The sequence below is a fragment of the Stenotrophomonas sp. Ps181 genome, assembly GCF_025697425.1.
Lineage (GTDB): Bacteria > Pseudomonadota > Gammaproteobacteria > Xanthomonadales > Xanthomonadaceae > Stenotrophomonas > Stenotrophomonas sepilia.
The window spans coordinates 206,015-220,974 of record NZ_JAHWBI010000002.1 but is presented as its reverse complement, the minus strand read 5'-3'; the positions used below and the strand labels follow the sequence as shown (position 1 = coordinate 220,974).

Here is a 14,960-nt window from a genome sequence, read left to right as displayed (position 1 = left end):
AGCCGGCCGGATTGCCCCGGCCGGCCTCCTTTACCACACACCTCTTCACACGCAGCGGTCAACGGCCCATGGCCACTCGCTGCTGCTCGTCCTGCACGTGTTGCTGCGAAGGCTCATGCTTGGCCAGCATTGCAGCGCTGGTCTCCTGCAGGCTCGGTGCCGTCTGGGTCATGTCCACCGCAGTACGGAAGCCGGGAACGGTGCCGATGACGAAGGCCTTGCCATCCTGCACGGTGACGCCCTGCAGCTTTTCCGGTGAATCGATGCCGGCGGCCTTGGCCTGGGCGGTCACGTGCGCGCTCATCTCGTTGCAGATCATGCCCGGCATGTGGCCGCGGATCGCATTGTGCAGCGGCGTATCCGGATGCGCCTTGTCGCCCAGTTGCGGCCCCTTCGGCGCCGCCTCGGCATGGCTGCGGCCTTCAGCCAGCTTGCCCAGCGTCGCCGGACCCGCCACGCCATCGGCGGAGAGCCCGTGCTGCTTCTGGTAGGCGATCAGTGCGTCCCTGGTATTGGCACCGAACTTGCCGTCCTCGCTCAGCGGGTTGCCATGGCCGTCGCGCACGCCCAGGCGGTTGAGTTCCTTCTGCAGCGCAGTCACTTCCTCGCCCTTTGCCCCCTGGCGCAGCACGCCGTTGTGGTCGGCGTCATGCGAATGGCCGCCCTTGCCGGTTTCCTTCAACTTGCCGTGGTCCCAGAAGTCCTGCGGGCTGAGCAGCTTGCCGTGCGGATCCTTCAACTGGTAATGCACGTGCTGGGCATACTGACCCGCACCGCCCGGGCCACGCCCGCCCATGGTACCGATCGGCTCACCCGCCTTGATCGGCTGGCCTTCCTTCACCTGGGTCGAATGCAGGTGCAGGATCTCGTGCGAGTTGCCCTGCGCATCCCTGATCTTCACCGTACCGTAGTCGCCGCCGACGAACGTCACCGTTCCGGAGATCGGCGCGTTGACCGTGGGGTGCTGCAGATTACGGCCGTGCTGGCCGCCGACATAGTTGAAGTCGGTACCACCGTGCGGCTTGTGCGCGCGGTGTTCGCCGAACTCACCGGTAATGTGCGGCTTGACCCCGTTCTGCGGGGGCAGCATCACCTGCATCGTCTGCTCGAAGTTGCGGGTCTGGCCTTCGGCATGCGCCGCTGCCGGCTTGGCCTGCGCGTGCGTGGCCGCAGCTACGGTGGGGGCCGCGTGGCTGCCATGGGACTGGCCCTGGGTCAGTCCCAGGCGCTGCTCCACGAACCGCTCGTACTTGTCCACGTACGGCATCACCTTCTTTTCAGACAGGGTGAGGCCGCCGTAATCGCGGGTCGGGCCGTCGTGGTGGTACTTGTAGATGTACTCCTCACCCTGGCCGCGCTTGTGCGCCAGCGTGCGGTTATCGATGTAATGGTCAACCAGTGCATCGGACTGTGCGCCGACGTCGAAGCGGTTGCGGTTGTTGAGGTGGTAGTGGTTGCCGGTCTTGTCGATGAACTGGCCCAGGCCCGAGGCCGAGGTGGTGCCAGCGGCGGCATCGGGGTTGAAGCCCGATTCAACGCGGGCGATGGCCAGTACGTGCGCCGTTTCGCGCGGGGTCAGGCCCTTCTCGCGCGCCGACTCGATGATCGTGTCGATCACCCGTGACTGTACTTCCGGGGTCGCATCGCCCCACCGGCGGGAGTTGCCATGCAGGCGGCCGTCGCTCTGGTCGATCGGCTCCCGGTAGTGGCTCCACGGCTTGATGCGGTCACTGCTGTAGGCCGCCCCGCGGGGCTGGACCATGTCCTGGTAGATGTCTGCCATGTGTGTGCTATCCATTCTATGAAAAGGGGGATTTCCTTAAGGGGTACTGCTCCTGGTACTTCTGGTACTGCGGTACTGCAGTGCTGCGTTCACAGCGCGCGTGCGACGTCCTGCCGCTGCGCTCAGTCTTCGATGTAGTTCACCTCCGGGTGCTTGATGCCGAGTGAGTCAATCAACTTCTCGTACTCGTCGTTGTTGGGCTCCTGCTCCTCGCCTTCCGCGCCGCGCAGCGGCGGTGTGCTGTGGGTCAACTGGCGGCCACTGGCGTCGTACAGGTAGTACCACTCGCAGAAGCTGCAGCCGAACGGCAGTTCACCGTACTGCACGACGAAGTACGGCGTACCGCTGCGGTCCTGCACGCAGGCCAGGCCAACGGCGGTATAGCCGTCCATCTCCTTGGGCGCAGCAATGGCCTGGCGTGCGCCGTCCTTTTCGATTTCCAGCGTGGTCAGCCGGGAAGCGTCCGTGTCTTGGGTGGGCTGGGCCGCCAGGTGCAGGCGGGTGCCTTGGCAATCGATATGCATGCCGGTCTCGTCGCGCGTAAGAGAGGTGGGATGGTCCGCAACGGCAGCCGCAGGCGCGGCCGGCGTCGCTGCCGGGTCAGTAGAAGCAGGGGCCGCCGGTACAGCCGCCTCAGGGCCGCTGCAGGCAGCAAGCATCAGGGCCAGCACGGGGGCAACGGGAGACAGACGCATGCGGTGCTCCTTGGGTGAATCACACGACCGCCCGCAGGCGGTCGCTCAGGGGTCAGATCGATTCGTCCTCACGCTTGACCAGTTGCCAGCACGGCTTCTGGGCAAAGGTGTAGATCTGCTGGTCGCTGGTATCGGGGGTGCGCATCTGCACCTGTACCTGGCCATCGGGCAGGCGGGTGACCTGCATCTCGCGGCCCTGGCGCTGCAGCGTGGCCGGGTCCGGCATCACCGGCCATTCGACCTTGGCAAGCGGCACCTTCTCCTCCACCTTGCGTGGCTCCGGCTCGGCTTCGCTGTCGATGTGGCTGTCCAGCAGCGGATCGGCAGTGGACGTCTCCTGCAGCGCGATCTCGTTGCCGAAATGCTTGAGGAAGTCGTCGAAGACCGGATGGGGGCAACTGGCAGACGCGTCTGCCGGGGCCGCGGCAACCGGCGTGGCCGGCGCCGTGGCGGCGGCCGTGCTGGTCGGAGCCGGTGCGGCGGCGTCAGCGGGGGCCGCCTGGGGGGCAGGCTTGCAGCCCGACAGCGCAAGTCCCAGGGCAAGCGCAAGCAGGGCAACGGGGCGGAGCTGGTTCACGGGATCCTCCTGATTCCGGGCGGTCGCGCGCGGTTCCGGCGCGGTAGGGAGGCAAGGATAGCCATGCCTCCGTCAATTCAGTTTCAACATCCGCTGTCAGGAATATCCCGACATGCTGAATTGAGACTAATATCACACTAATACGGAAATCAACCTCATCGCAGCAGTCGTTAGACTACGCCGCACACGCTTCGACCCTGGCCCCATGCGCGGATTCCTGCTTGCCCTCTCCCTGTTGGTGCCAATGCTGTGGCCTGGTGTTGTGGCCGCGCTGGAGGTCCGGGAAGGCGACCTGCTGTTCGTCACTGCCGGCCGCAGCGGCCTCAGCGCGGCCATCGACGATGCCACCGGCAAGCAGGGCGCACCCAGCTTCGATCACGTGGCCCTGCTCGCTGCGGCGCCGGACGGCTGGGAGGTACTGCATGCGGACGAGAAGGGATCGCGCCGGCAATCGCTGGTCGAGTTCCGCCAGGAGGCCCGGGCCAAGCAGCGGCACATCGTGGTCTATCGCCTGCACACATCCCCGCAGGCTGCCATCAGGGATGCGATCGCGACCGCGCGCACGATGCTGGGCAAACCTTACAACGCGTCATACGTGTTGAACGAGGACAGCTACTACTGCTCGGACTTCATCGAGCGCGCGTTCCGTGCGCATCATGTGTTCGCACTGCAGCCGATGAACTTCCGCAGCCCGCAGACCGGGCAGATCGCACAGCACTGGGTCGATCTCTACCGCGGCATGGGCATGCAGGTGCCGCAGGGTCAGCCGGGCACCAATCCGAACGACATGTCAGCAGCGCCGGTGCTGCAACGCATCGGCGTGCTGGAATAAGCGAAGCCCCGCACGGGGCGGGGCTTCGCGCATCACAGGAAGCGGGTACCGAAGTCACTCTTCCTCGTCCTGCCCACCCTGTTGCTGGTTGCGCTGGTTGCGCTGCTGCTGTTCCTGCTGCTGTTGCTGCTGCTGGTCGCGGCCACGACCCTGCTGCTGATCCTGCTGGTTCTGCTGGCCCTGCTGCTTCTGGTTCGGGTTCTGGTTCTGCTGTGCCATGTCCGATCTCCAAAGCCACGCGCGGAATGCGGTGGACGGGACCATCGTCTGCAGCGAAGAGTTAATCGCGCGTTGGTGGGCGGCTACACGGATGTGTACGCGCGTGAATGAACGGGCAAAGCCTCTTGCGGCACAAGCCGATGAAGGATTCATGCGGGTTCGGCATGTGCTCATGCCGGCCTTGGCGCCACGCCCATTCATGGCGTGCTCTGCCGGAAACACGCGCTGAACGGAGCTGGCGTCCTGTTCGAGCACGCACGCCAGCCCTGCGTTCAGGGCATCACCGGCGGCACATACGCCAGGGTCATGCCCAGCAGCCACAGCAGGCCCAGCACCAGCGGAATGTGCACCAGCAACTGGATGAAGGTGAAGCCCACGATGTCGCGTGCCTTCAGCCCCAGCACGCCCAGCAATGGCAGCATCCAGAACGGGTTGATCAGGTTCGGCAGCGCTTCGGCCGCGTTGTAGACCTGCACCGCCCAGCCCAGGTGCGCCTTCAGCTCGTTTGCGGCCTGCATCACGTACGGCGCCTCGATGATCCACTTGCCGCCACCGGACGGCACGAAGAAGCCCAGCACCGCCGAGTAGACGCCCATCACCAGCGCGAACGAATCGGTGCTGGCCACGTGCACGAACAGGCTCGACAACCGGTGCGCCAGGGTCTGCCCATCACCGCCGGCGGCGTGGGTGAGGATCATCGCGATACCGCCATACAGCGGGAACTGGATCAGCACGCCGGTGGTGCTCGGCACCGCCTTGGCCACCGCGTTGAGGAAGCTGCGCGGGCGCCAGTGCAGCAGCAGGCCCAGCGAAATGAACAGGAAGTTGTAGGTGTTGAGGTTGGCGATGGCAGTGACCACCGGCTTGCTGGCGAACTCGTTGAACAGCCAGCCGAACGCCAGCAGCGAGAGCAGCACGGTCAGCAGCGGGCTGTATTCCAGCCATTCGCCCGGGCGCGTGCGTCGCTGCAGCGGTTCCGGCTCGGCCTGCGCAGCGCCTGGGAACTCCTCGGCAGTACGCGCACTGCCGGCAGCCGGTGCGGTCAGCCAGGCGATCAGCAGCGAGACCAGGATCAGCACTGCAGTCAGCGCAATCGACTGCCACAGGAAGATGGTTTCGGTGAACGGCAACACGCCGGTGATCTCCACCAGCCCCGGCGGCATGCTGGCCGGGTTGGCCTGCAGCTGTGCGGCCGAGGAACTCAACCCCATGGCCCACACCGCGCCCAGGCCAAGATATGCCGACGCACCGGCGGCGCGGTAGTCCATGCGCAGTTCGGTGCGGCGGGCCAGCGCGCGCACCAGCAGGCCACCGAACACCAGCGAGAAGCCCCAGCTGAGCAGCGAGGCGAGCATGCTGACCAGGCCCACGTACACCACCGCACCGCGTCCGGTGCGCGGCACCCGGGCCAGGAAGTCGATGAAGCGTGCGACCACCGGTGCGGTCGCCACGGCGTAGCCACCGATGACCACGAAGGCCATCTGCATGGTGAAGGGGATCAGGCTCCAGAAGCCGTCACCGAAGGCGCTGGCCGTGGCCTGCGGGCTCGAGCCGAAGCCCATCGCGGCCAGCGCGACGATGACCACGCCCAGCACCGCGAACACATACGCATCGGGGAACCACTTTTCCGCCCAGGCGGCCGAACGCAGCGCTGCGCGCGCCATCCAGCCGTCCTGTACTGCTGCCGTCGAGGCCATCGCCTACCCTCCCAGGTTCGATGGATCGATTCTGGGCGGTGGGGTGCAGGCTGTCAGCCACCTATTGGTCGTAGGTGGCGGGGTCGGATCCCTCTCCACAGGAGAGGGCTCTGACCCCGAGCCGGGTATCGGCGCGGCAGAAGGGTCAGAGCCCTTTCCCACAGGAAAAGGGATCCGACCCCGGGCAATCAACGCAGCGCCAGGTCCGCGGCGATGCCGGCAAACAGCGCGGCACCCACCCAGTTGTTGTGCAGGAACGCCTTGAAGCACGGGCCGCGTTCGCGGTTGCGGCAGATCCAGAACTCGTACACCACCAGCGCGGTGGCCACGGCCACGCCGGCCAGGTAGTACCCGCCCAGCCCGCCGCGCACGCCAACCAGCGCCATCGTGGCCAGGAACAGTGCGTACAGCACGCCCTGGATGACCAGGTCGAGATCACCGAACAGGATCGCGGTGGAGTGCGAGCCCATCTTCAGGTCGTCCTCGCGGTCGACCATGGCGTACCAGGTGTCGTAGGCGGTGGACCACAGGATGTTGCCGGCATACAGCAGCCAGCCCAGCATCGGCACTTCGCCCTGCACGGCGGCGAACGCCATCGGGATGCCCCAGCCGAACGACATGCCCAGGTAGACCTGCGGCAGATGGGTGTAGCGCTTCAGGTACGGATAGCTGGCAGCCAGGAACACGCCGATGAAGCTCAGGCCGATGGTCAGCCCGTTCAGGGTCAGCACCAGGCCGAACGCCACCAGCATCAGCACCGCGAACAGGGTGAGCGCGGCGCGGCCGCTGATCGCACCGGTGGCCAGCGGACGCGCCTTGGTGCGCTCCACGTGCGGGTCGAGCCAGCGGTCGGCGTAGTCGTTGATGACGCAACCGGCCGATCGGGTCAGCCACACGCCGGCGGTGAACACGAACAGCGTCCACAGCGGCGGCAGGCCGCCGGCAGCCAGCCACAACGCCCACCAGGTGGGCCACAGCAGCAGCAACGTGCCGATCGGGCGATCAGCGCGCATCAGACTCCAGTAATGCCGCCAACGCGGCGTCGCCGGCGACTGCGGCGAAGTGAGGGGGGTATCAGCCATGGCGATAGGATACTCCTGCCCCTCCGGCAGGGCTTTGCCGTTGGGGGGAGATTTGTTCGACGAAACTGGATAGAATGCCGGTCCCGCACCGCCTCATGGCGCTGCGATGCCCGCCCCGGCACTGGCCGACGGCGCGGCGGTTCTACAACGCGCCCGTAGCTCAGCCGGATAGAGTAGTGGCTTCCGAAGCCATTGGTCGGGGGTTCGAATCCCTCCGGGCGCGCCATTTTTCCTTCGTTGCCTGGCCGGCGCGCCGCCAGAAATGTCAGGGAATGAACGTTGCCGAGCGATGCTCGCAACCGGCAGCGTCCTGTACCACGATGGAGTAATTCGCGCCCGCGCTGGATGCGCCGGGCAGGAACAGGCCATCACCATCGAACAGAACGCTCTGCTGTTCATCCTGCCCGATCGACAGCCCGATCGCTCCCGGTGTGATTTCCTCAAGGATCACGTTGTAAGGCCGCCAGGCATCCTCGCCTGTGCGCCTCATCTCTGCGCGAGCGGTCCTTGGGTTCAACCTGCGTCTCTCATCCACCCACAGCTGAAGCGGCTGATCAGCATTGTGGGTGACCTGGAAGCGCCCGTAGGTCAGTCCGTCGACGCTCTCGGTGCCGACGTAGGTGAAATGGGCCGGCGGACACTTCGTGGTGCGGTTCGGATGCGCCGCACAGGATGTCAGTGCAACCACGAGGCAAAAGGCGTTCAGGTGCTTCATGGCTTCGAGGCCTGACGTGGGTGGTTGTCGCGGCGGTGTTCGGCAGTGAGGGCAACCAGCACTACGCCCCAGAGCGGCGTGAGCAGCACGACGCTCATCACCGTCAGCGAAACCGGTACCTGCCAGAGCAGCGATGGGCTGAATCCGCTGAATCTATAGGCTTCCAGTACAAGCACCACGACCTGGGCCAGAAGGCCCGCGAGCAGCCCCAAGCCAGCCCCCTTGGCAAGCCGCCTGATCGTAAGGCGGCCCGCGGCGGGAACCCGTGCGCAGATTCCCAGCAACAAAAGGCTGACGGCATACAGCCAGAAGAAAACCTGATGTGAGTCGAAGGCGTAAAGCGCCCTGCCCACAAAGTGCAGGAACAGCCAGAGTGCTCCACACGACACCGCGTAGGCCAGCCCGTACCGAAGAATCTGCCTGGCTTTCATCTTGTACCTCTCCGAGGGCGTGCAGCCCGATCGCGTTCTTTTGTGGAGGAGTGCGGGAGCTCATGCACCTTGCCTCCCGCTTGGCGCCCTACTCGCGCAAGGCATCGCGCAGCGCTCGAGAGTACCTGCCTGCCTGCAGCGTTCGCAGCTGGGCCAGTGGAATCCGATACCTCCTGAACAATGCGGCCAGTTCCCAGACGTCCTCCTCCAGAACCGCATCTGGATCCAGGGATAGATAGATGACATCCCCTCTGCCGACCACATTACCGATGCAGCCGATTCGTCCAATCCACTCGAAGAAGAACCGTTCATCCTGTTGAGAAAAGAAAATTACCCTTTTCGCTTCAAGCTCCATGGTAAATCACCGTCCATTCAACCAAGTCATTTGGTTTACCCGCCCCATTCCAGCCTTTGCACCCATTACTCCGGGCCGGCACAACGAACAGAGCTGTCAGCGCGCTGCAGAACATCCTGCGAAGACACGGGTGGGCTTCTTCTTCAAGCTCACAGCGATCACGCGGCGCATGGGATGCTCCGGCACGTGCACGCCTATCTGCAATCACACTTCTTCACTCATCCCCCCCCCTATCTCGTAGAGGAGGCAGGCCAAAGCAGATAGATGATAGGCCAGTGGCTCCTGCTGCCCCGACGCTACTCTTTGAATATCAGAGTAGTCATCGAAAAGACCTCCAACTTCAAGCTCCACCCGCTCACCGCCCATGGAGCGGCGTTCCGACCATGGCACCACGCGGTAGAACACGTCCTCCACTTCAATCTCTTGCAAGCCCCTGGAGCGCAGCGCGTCGAACAATATTGATGAGACCTTTTCCAAGGTGTCCAAACTCATCTTCATACTAGACGCCAAATTCGAATTTCATAAGGCCAGGGTGGCACTGAAAAGAAGATCGCGACTGCCGGCCCACAGCGGGCATCTGCGCCCCCAACAGTGGAGGTCATACGGAGAATATCTGAAAATCAGTATCTGCATATTTCCCGCGCCCTGCCGAGAACGGCCGCACTTGCTCGCCCCACCTCGAGCTTCCGTATCAATCCAGCACATTCAGGCCGGTCCCCAGTCTTCGCTCCATAGATCACGGGCTCACCGTTCCTATCTACTCCATCCAAATAGAGCACTGCGCAGTCACCAGCGATCGTTCCAATGCGCACCGCACGAACCTTCTCGATACTGGCATCTGGCTCGGCTGCACCCTCGCACATCCCACCGTAGTACGCACTACTCAGCTCAGCGTAGATGGGTTTCAGCTGCAGCTCCCCTAAGCGGTCATTCTCGCATCCGCTCAGGACGAGCACACAGACGGACACGAAAGACAAAGCGCGTAGGAAGAAGCCTTTTGCATCGAGAGATCTCCTGAGCAACCCCGATTTCATTTGGCTGTTTTCCATTACTCCCCAGAACGATCTGCTCGAACGCATTGGTCGCGCTGCGCAGATCCCCCTTGCGGTTCCCGAACGCACCATTGGTCTCACACCTGGCGTCATCCGCCAGTTAGTAGGCGGATCTCGACGCTGCAGCACACTATAGCGCCGCCGAGCATCGACCGAATACGTTGGCGGGCTTCTCCCGAAGGCTCACGGCAACCACCCGTTGCTTCTGCTCACCGCAGCCCCCCATCACCCCATACATGATGAGAAGTCCCTTGTCGTTGACGTAGCCGATGAACTTGCCCCTACTTTCATCCGAAGCGGCCCTGACGAGATAGACGCTCTCCCCGGGCGCTGGCTTCAGGTCACTCAACGGCATTGGACCGATCTTCCCTTCAACCTCTGATGCCGATACCACGGCCAGCGAATGCTTCAACATCCACTCCGCAATGGCTGTTTCACTATCAGGATCAAGCGTGGAAATTCGGTCAAGCGGTAGAGTCGTTGAATTGCCAGGGAAGATCGCACCGGACGAAACATCGACCCAGTCCGACCTCCATTCCGTATGTTGAAACTGATGAATGCTGCAGCCCGCCAGCATGGGCAAGAGCAGCACCGCTGCACGCAAGATGCCAGCCTTCGGCATGGACATGAGAGCCCCAGAAAGGGCCGGCCAAATGTTAGTTACCATCTGCAACCCGTTCTGCAAAACGATTCAGGGACTGCACCTCGCGCCCAAGATGGTATGTCATTTCTTGACTTCCCTATCATGGGCTGGCACTTGGCGTGTCGCTACGCTGCTCCGGGTTTGCGGCAGCGTGCGCAGTCGAAGCACCCGGCCTGTGCGCATAGCTGTATTCGGGATCCCGGCAGGCGCGCACGATCGGACTTCGTGCGTGCCTGATCACGCCCGGGAACCAGCACAGCATCAGCACTACCAGACAGATCATTCCCAGCCGTACCCATTCACCCGCGACACTGGCCCCGATCAGCGGCAATGCCGCCACCAGGATGACGACCTGTGTGTACAGAAGATAGAGCGTGTACGTGCCCAACCGCGGGTCTGAACGAAGCTCGACGCGACACCTCCGGCAGGACATCTTTGCTTGACGCCTTCCAGCAAATCGCAGGGGAAAGCGCTGCCCGCTGGCGCCACAAAGTGGACAGATGAAGGTCATCAGGCGCATCGGTAAAACCTCTTTTCAGAAGTTTGCATCAGCAGGTTCCATCTGCGGCGTCGACCATACGCACCACATCATCAAACCTCGGGTCCTGGCACATCATTTCCAGTGGTGTCCGATCAAGCTCATTCCGTGCGTGTGGGTCTGCACCACACCATAAGAGATAGGCCGCAGCCGCGACGCTGCCATGTGCCACCGCGCTTGTCAGCGGCGTCAGATCAAGATCACCACGCACATCGATGTTGGTCACGAAGGGCATCAATGCGCTGAGGAGAGCCACATCGTTGTAATAGGCCACCACATGCAGGGGCGTGTCCTCATAGGCTCCTCGGGTCTCCGGACAAGTCAGCGCCGCATCTCCGAAGTCAGTGTCGACACCGAGCCGGGAAAGCAGTTCGCTGAGTACAGGATCCATGATGTTCATCGGGCTGCACGCACGGTAGAGCCCATTGCGTTGGCCCGATGGTGGTCCGTCCCACAATCCATCTCTCCGTCAGATCCCTGTCGACCTACAAGCGAAGCGGTGCGTGCGTCTTGGAGCGATGCGCTCGACAGATCAGGAATCATGACTTGACAGGAATCAACCGGCTATCCCAAGTGCCCTCTACTAGAAGTGCAATCTCTGCGCCGGCAGAAGCCTCAATGAAGACCAAGGTGTCACCGTCGACAATTTCCCTGGCAGCCACTGGATCTAGGCCAAGGAGGAAGCAACACCGCTTGAATTCAAAGGAATCATCCTTTCGATTGAAGACCTTGAGATCGAGCACAACATTCTGGCTAGAGAAACCATCAATGCTTGCTCTCCTGACTTGGCCAAAGACCAAATCATAGGATGCCCGCGAAGATTCATCGAACAGAGAAACAGTCACACCTGACACCGGATCAAGACGAATTCCAACCAGCTGGAAATCGTGAATAGTGATACCCATGCAATCACCTGTCGGAACCATACGTCGCGCGTGATGCTCCAGGCGCAGCCTACTGATTGGATTTCATTCCTTTAATCACAATTGCCATGAACATGCCGCAAATCAGGAGTGCCCCCAGCGCCACAGGCAACATTACAAAATAATCACCCCTCTCAAGATGACCAATAGCATACACCTTCAATACAAGATAGGACGAGGACCTCAAAAAAACTAGCGCAAATAACAACAAACCAAGCCAATTCATTATTTTCTTGCGCATATGCATATCACCTCCATTATATGCAACTGCACCCAGACCCACCCGAAACATCCTTCAACGCCTTCATGGCATCCAGCGCATCCTTGTCAGGGGCTATGCAGTGCAACAGTTCCGTGTGGCCTTAAGGTGACCGTTGAACGTCAAGCCGAATGACGACAGCTCTCCCGTCTTCGCGCCAACTGCCCCCCGCCACCTCGGTATAGATGGACTCTCTTTCCTTTGCATCCTGAGCGGTTTGTATCACTGACACTCCATCGTACGCCGTTGCTCGACCATTCACCATTACCAGGAATCCGGGGATTGCAACTTCGGGCTGCGGAGACAAAACACCGGCAATGGTGACTCCTTCGCCATTCACAGCTTCCAAGCCTCCAAAGGCGAGGTCTGCCACACCGAACGTCACGCCCAAGTAGTCGACGCACTCACACGGGCACAGACCAGGTGGATCTACCAAATACAACGGGACGCCACCTGCGTACGGCCGGCACTACCCCGGCAGTTGTTCAGAGCATCCCTGGAAAGATCTATGGTGCCCTCCTTTGCCGAAGACGGAGCAGGCCGACAGACCCGATTTTCCACATGGCAAACGCTGTGCAAAGAGAGAGCGCGACAAACGCCAAACCCGCAAATCCGTAGTCTCGTCCACCATCAGAAATATCAACCAGCACAAAGGCAAGGAGCACTGAATTTACGGCAACTCCAAGGCAAGCAACCAGCCTGAGCGCCCAGAAGAACATGATGTAGTAAGCCCAAAAAAAACGATTGTATTTTCTCATCTCAAGGACACCCGCATCCTTTTCCAGTCGGCGCAGCTATCTGACCAGAAACTGTGTAGCCAGATCCCGACATGACGCCAAACCCAACTCCAAGCAGTGGAGGGACCGAAAGGGATCCACCACCGACCTTATCTCGCCTCATATCTTCAAGTGAGAAAAGGCGGCGAAGCCACCCAATCTGCTCCACTCCAGATCGCGACATTCCGCATCGGATCGATCACCACGCGTAGCGTACCCAGGTGATCTGGCTGGACGTAAGCCAGCTCCGGCACTCCGGCGCTCAGCACATTGATCAGCGCCACCGGGTAGTTGTCCAGCCAGATGGCCTGCTGCTGCGCTTGGCCCATGGCCGAAAGTTGCCCAGCGACTGCCCCGCTTCGTCGTATAGGGTGACCTGCGCTGCGCCACCGGTCGGGGCACGCAGCACGCGTTCACCGCGATGGTTGTAGCTGTAGCTTTCCAGTTCAATGATCCACAGATGGACTAGAGCAAGTCTCGGCCCCCATTGAGAAAAAACACGATCACAATCGAGAGAGCCTGCGAAAGAAGCAACATCAACACCGGCCTATCCTTGATCAGCACGGCCGAAACTGTACTGGCAAGGAAGCAAAGGAAACCTTGCCCGATGGATTTCATCGCGAAGTCGAGGGTGAGGACGCCTTGCAAGTTCTGCCCCCCCCGCCAGGCCATCAGGATTACGGTCGAACAAAGAGTCGCCAGAACGACCCTCTCTATGTAGCTCATTTCGGCTCGCCATTCATTGCCACGCTCTCCGAAACGACTGACGATTACCCACTCCTTCAGCAATACCAACGGATCGCTCTGCTGGGGCCACCCCATCACAGGGGCGTGTTTTCGATGTTAGTTGAGGAAGGGGCCGCCAGAATTTTACGACTGCTGATACGGGAGCAGATCGGCAGCCCGAGAACGTTGCGCGCCAGCATTGAATCCACCCAGTGCCAACTATTCTTCTCTCAAGAATTTCCTCGGCCGAGCTCCAAGCCTGATGATCTTTCGCGCAGCGCCAAGATAGATATCACCGAATACAAATGAGAAAGCGACAGCTGTATAGAAAACAAGTAGTGCACCAGGAATGGGAATCGCGCGAACGAAGCTAGCGCATTCGAGATTGCGGGCGACAAGCAACCAAATCATCAGCATCTCGGCCAGGAGCGCCATTGCGAACGCGAAACGCACCCGCCCAACCTCAATCGACAGAATTCCCCTTCTCGCCAGTTCGAACTTGGAATATACGAGCAACATCAGCAACGCGAAAAAAAGAGCAAACATAACTTCCGGTGAGTACCTGGCGACTGGACAGCGCATACTCAACATGGACGCGATCAGCGCGCAACAGACCCCCAGCGCTCCCGCCGCAGCTGCGCCCTTCATGAACCTTATGAAAATCACTTCGCCGGACATTGGCATTTATTGTAGTTTGACCTGTAATTCACGATTGCTCCAAGGGGCCCCAGGATCTTCGACCCACCCCGCAAGAGATTGGCGTTCCCCGGATGCGCTGCAGCTCGATTAAGTCGACCATTGGCAACCGAGATGCGGTTGGCATCGTTGTAGGTGAACGTCTTGCTGCCGATGCTGGTGGTGTTGCCCGCTGCGTCATGGCTGCGCGCCTCGACATCCACCGCAGTCAGCCGATGGCTGGTTGCGGGATAGGGTGTAGCGGGGGCGCCGAGCCCCCGTGCATCCCTCAGCAGACGTCACCGCACCAAGGTGCCCTGCCATCACTGTGTCTTCCCAACCTCGCTGGGTACGCTCTGGCCCATATCCAACTAGGTAATTCACGCAGTGGCAGGTCCTGTTTCGCCACAGTCTCCAGCTTGGTGATCTCAGTTTCGCCTCGCTTAGTTAACTCTAGTCCGCGCTTCTCGCGGTTTCCGGGCAGGATGAGCTCCGGCCCACTGTTGATCTTAGCTCTCGTATTCCATCCCTCACATATCCTATGTGACCCAGATAGCAGACCTTCAGCACGTAACGAGTCTTATCCGGATAAACATATCCAACAACCGGAATCGGAGTAGTACTCGTACCAATTACGCCCCCGCCCTCTGCCGAATCATAAACTTCGATCACGCCCTCCGGCACAACTTCTCTACCCTTGTGTTCGCAAGAGGTGATAGTTAATACTGAGCAGATAAGAAAAATTCCAGGAATAAATTTCATCACCTTTTCCCGCGTTGAATGGTTGAGTCATCAGACATCCACCAAAGCAGGTGGCTTATCGATTCCGGAAGAATCATGTTCACAGGCTGAAGCTCCTTGCCAATCTCCCGCATGCAATTCTGCAACGGCGTCCCGCAGTTATTATTTATTGCACTGTACTCCCCCTGCGGCCTCGCGAGACATGCCGATAGTTTTGACTCCTGCTGCGGTGTAAGTTCTA

General features: G+C 61.0%; 19 protein-coding genes and 1 tRNA gene. 2 read left to right on the top strand and 18 right to left on the bottom strand.

The window, feature by feature from the left end; all coding sequences use genetic code 11:
• Positions 1 to 58: 58 nt before the first annotated feature.
• The 3 genes from KXV01_RS04575 to KXV01_RS04565 form a co-directional block, all read right to left on the bottom strand.
• Complete coding sequence (locus KXV01_RS04575) at positions 59 to 1,783, bottom strand: peptidoglycan-binding protein (RefSeq protein WP_049417020.1); 1,725 nt, start codon at positions 1,781 to 1,783, stop codon at positions 59 to 61.
• Between the two features lie 122 nt (positions 1,784 to 1,905).
• Positions 1,906 to 2,307, bottom strand: coding sequence for a hypothetical protein (locus tag KXV01_RS04570; protein WP_005420055.1), 402 nt, complete (start codon positions 2,305 to 2,307; stop codon positions 1,906 to 1,908).
• 223 nt (positions 2,308 to 2,530) lie between these two features.
• Entirely contained in the window at positions 2,531 to 3,055 is a 525-nt protein-coding gene (locus KXV01_RS04565) for a hypothetical protein (protein ID WP_188217877.1), read from the bottom strand.
• Between the two features lie 244 nt (positions 3,056 to 3,299).
• Between KXV01_RS04565 and KXV01_RS04560 the strand changes: the two genes are divergently transcribed.
• On the top strand, positions 3,300 to 3,887 hold the full coding sequence (locus KXV01_RS04560) for a YiiX/YebB-like N1pC/P60 family cysteine hydrolase (RefSeq protein WP_263467535.1): 588 nt from the start codon (positions 3,300 to 3,302) through the stop codon (positions 3,885 to 3,887).
• A 54-nt stretch (positions 3,888 to 3,941) separates the two neighbouring features.
• Here the strand turns inward: KXV01_RS04560 and KXV01_RS04555 are convergent, their stop codons facing one another.
• The 3 genes from KXV01_RS04555 to ubiA form a co-directional block, all read right to left on the bottom strand.
• On the bottom strand, positions 3,942 to 4,106 hold the full coding sequence (locus KXV01_RS04555; protein ID WP_005414774.1) for a hypothetical protein: 165 nt from the start codon (positions 4,104 to 4,106) through the stop codon (positions 3,942 to 3,944).
• Positions 4,107 to 4,378: 272 nt separating this feature from the next.
• Positions 4,379 to 5,803 (bottom strand): TIGR00366 family protein, encoded by a 1,425-nt coding sequence (locus KXV01_RS04550; RefSeq protein ID WP_263467534.1) that lies wholly within the window; start codon positions 5,801 to 5,803, stop codon positions 4,379 to 4,381.
• A 188-nt stretch (positions 5,804 to 5,991) separates the two neighbouring features.
• Positions 5,992 to 6,885, bottom strand: coding sequence for a 4-hydroxybenzoate octaprenyltransferase (gene ubiA, locus KXV01_RS04545; RefSeq protein WP_263467533.1), 894 nt, complete (start codon positions 6,883 to 6,885; stop codon positions 5,992 to 5,994).
• 149 nt (positions 6,886 to 7,034) lie between these two features.
• Here ubiA and KXV01_RS04540 point away from each other — a divergent pair.
• Positions 7,035 to 7,111: transfer RNA gene (locus KXV01_RS04540), tRNA-Arg, on the top strand.
• 39 nt (positions 7,112 to 7,150) lie between these two features.
• Here the strand turns inward: KXV01_RS04540 and KXV01_RS04535 are convergent.
• The 12 genes from KXV01_RS04535 to KXV01_RS04480 form a co-directional block, all read right to left on the bottom strand.
• Positions 7,151 to 7,600: an adhesin gene (locus KXV01_RS04535; protein WP_111097111.1), complete on the bottom strand. Its 450-nt coding sequence runs from the start codon at positions 7,598 to 7,600 to the stop codon at positions 7,151 to 7,153.
• Positions 7,597 to 8,031: a hypothetical protein gene (locus KXV01_RS04530; RefSeq protein WP_005420072.1), complete on the bottom strand. Its 435-nt coding sequence runs from the start codon at positions 8,029 to 8,031 to the stop codon at positions 7,597 to 7,599. Before KXV01_RS04530 ends, KXV01_RS04535 begins: the two co-directional genes overlap by 4 nt.
• An 88-nt stretch (positions 8,032 to 8,119) precedes the next feature.
• Positions 8,120 to 8,386, bottom strand: coding sequence for a hypothetical protein (locus KXV01_RS04525; RefSeq protein WP_111097110.1), 267 nt, complete (start codon positions 8,384 to 8,386; stop codon positions 8,120 to 8,122).
• 204 nt (positions 8,387 to 8,590) lie between these two features.
• Entirely contained in the window at positions 8,591 to 8,878 is a 288-nt protein-coding gene (locus KXV01_RS04520; RefSeq protein WP_146256747.1) for a hypothetical protein, read from the bottom strand.
• A 690-nt stretch (positions 8,879 to 9,568) separates the two neighbouring features.
• Positions 9,569 to 10,066, bottom strand: coding sequence for a hypothetical protein (locus KXV01_RS04515; protein ID WP_258390928.1), 498 nt, complete (start codon positions 10,064 to 10,066; stop codon positions 9,569 to 9,571).
• A 115-nt stretch (positions 10,067 to 10,181) separates the two neighbouring features.
• The gene (locus tag KXV01_RS04510; RefSeq protein WP_111097107.1) at positions 10,182 to 10,601 is read right to left on the bottom strand and encodes a hypothetical protein; all 420 of its coding nucleotides are present in this window, start codon (positions 10,599 to 10,601) and stop codon (positions 10,182 to 10,184) included.
• 28 nt (positions 10,602 to 10,629) lie between these two features.
• Positions 10,630 to 11,010 carry an ankyrin repeat domain-containing protein gene (locus KXV01_RS04505; RefSeq protein ID WP_181452440.1) on the bottom strand — a complete coding sequence of 127 codons (381 nt, stop codon included), beginning with the start codon at positions 11,008 to 11,010 and terminating at the stop codon, positions 10,630 to 10,632.
• Between the two features lie 148 nt (positions 11,011 to 11,158).
• Positions 11,159 to 11,524, bottom strand: coding sequence for a hypothetical protein (locus KXV01_RS04500; protein ID WP_146256746.1), 366 nt, complete (start codon positions 11,522 to 11,524; stop codon positions 11,159 to 11,161).
• A gap of 49 nt (positions 11,525 to 11,573) precedes the next feature.
• On the bottom strand, positions 11,574 to 11,789 hold the full coding sequence (locus KXV01_RS04495; RefSeq protein WP_111097105.1) for a hypothetical protein: 216 nt from the start codon (positions 11,787 to 11,789) through the stop codon (positions 11,574 to 11,576).
• Between the two features lie 916 nt (positions 11,790 to 12,705).
• Entirely contained in the window at positions 12,706 to 12,906 is a 201-nt protein-coding gene (locus KXV01_RS04490; RefSeq protein ID WP_061479745.1) for a hypothetical protein, read from the bottom strand.
• Positions 12,907 to 13,042: 136 nt separating this feature from the next.
• Positions 13,043 to 13,372 carry a hypothetical protein gene (locus KXV01_RS04485; RefSeq protein ID WP_146256745.1) on the bottom strand — a complete coding sequence of 110 codons (330 nt, stop codon included), beginning with the start codon at positions 13,370 to 13,372 and terminating at the stop codon, positions 13,043 to 13,045.
• 150 nt (positions 13,373 to 13,522) lie between these two features.
• A complete protein-coding gene (locus tag KXV01_RS04480) occupies positions 13,523 to 13,981 on the bottom strand; it encodes a hypothetical protein (protein ID WP_111097103.1) in 459 nt (152 codons plus the stop codon).
• Between the last annotated feature and the right edge of the window lie 979 nt (positions 13,982 to 14,960).

Excerpts from the sequence above, each read along its gene's own strand:
- KXV01_RS04575 (WP_049417020.1), bottom strand. The coding sequence starts at position 1,783 with ATGGCAGACATCTACCAGGACATGGTCCAGCCCCGCGGGGCGGCCTAC.
- KXV01_RS04570 (WP_005420055.1), bottom strand. The coding sequence starts at position 2,307 with ATGCATATCGATTGCCAAGGCACCCGCCTGCACCTGGCGGCCCAGCCC.
- KXV01_RS04560 (WP_263467535.1), top strand. The coding sequence starts at position 3,300 with ATGCTGTGGCCTGGTGTTGTGGCCGCGCTGGAGGTCCGGGAAGGCGAC.
- KXV01_RS04555 (WP_005414774.1), bottom strand. The coding sequence starts at position 4,106 with ATGGCACAGCAGAACCAGAACCCGAACCAGAAGCAGCAGGGCCAGCAG.
- KXV01_RS04550 (WP_263467534.1), bottom strand. The coding sequence starts at position 5,803 with ATGGCCTCGACGGCAGCAGTACAGGACGGCTGGATGGCGCGCGCAGCG.
- ubiA (WP_263467533.1), bottom strand. The coding sequence starts at position 6,885 with ATGGCTGATACCCCCCTCACTTCGCCGCAGTCGCCGGCGACGCCGCGT.
- KXV01_RS04535 (WP_111097111.1), bottom strand. The coding sequence starts at position 7,600 with ATGAAGCACCTGAACGCCTTTTGCCTCGTGGTTGCACTGACATCCTGT.
- KXV01_RS04530 (WP_005420072.1), bottom strand. The coding sequence starts at position 8,031 with ATGAAAGCCAGGCAGATTCTTCGGTACGGGCTGGCCTACGCGGTGTCG.
- KXV01_RS04525 (WP_111097110.1), bottom strand. The coding sequence starts at position 8,386 with ATGGAGCTTGAAGCGAAAAGGGTAATTTTCTTTTCTCAACAGGATGAA.
- KXV01_RS04520 (WP_146256747.1), bottom strand. The coding sequence starts at position 8,878 with ATGAGTTTGGACACCTTGGAAAAGGTCTCATCAATATTGTTCGACGCG.
- KXV01_RS04515 (WP_258390928.1), bottom strand. The coding sequence starts at position 10,066 with ATGTCCATGCCGAAGGCTGGCATCTTGCGTGCAGCGGTGCTGCTCTTG.
- KXV01_RS04510 (WP_111097107.1), bottom strand. The coding sequence starts at position 10,601 with ATGCGCCTGATGACCTTCATCTGTCCACTTTGTGGCGCCAGCGGGCAG.
- KXV01_RS04505 (WP_181452440.1), bottom strand. The coding sequence starts at position 11,010 with ATGGATCCTGTACTCAGCGAACTGCTTTCCCGGCTCGGTGTCGACACT.
- KXV01_RS04500 (WP_146256746.1), bottom strand. The coding sequence starts at position 11,524 with ATGGGTATCACTATTCACGATTTCCAGCTGGTTGGAATTCGTCTTGAT.
- KXV01_RS04495 (WP_111097105.1), bottom strand. The coding sequence starts at position 11,789 with ATGCATATGCGCAAGAAAATAATGAATTGGCTTGGTTTGTTGTTATTT.
- KXV01_RS04490 (WP_061479745.1), bottom strand. The coding sequence starts at position 12,906 with ATGGGCCAAGCGCAGCAGCAGGCCATCTGGCTGGACAACTACCCGGTG.
- KXV01_RS04480 (WP_111097103.1), bottom strand. The coding sequence starts at position 13,981 with ATGTCCGGCGAAGTGATTTTCATAAGGTTCATGAAGGGCGCAGCTGCG.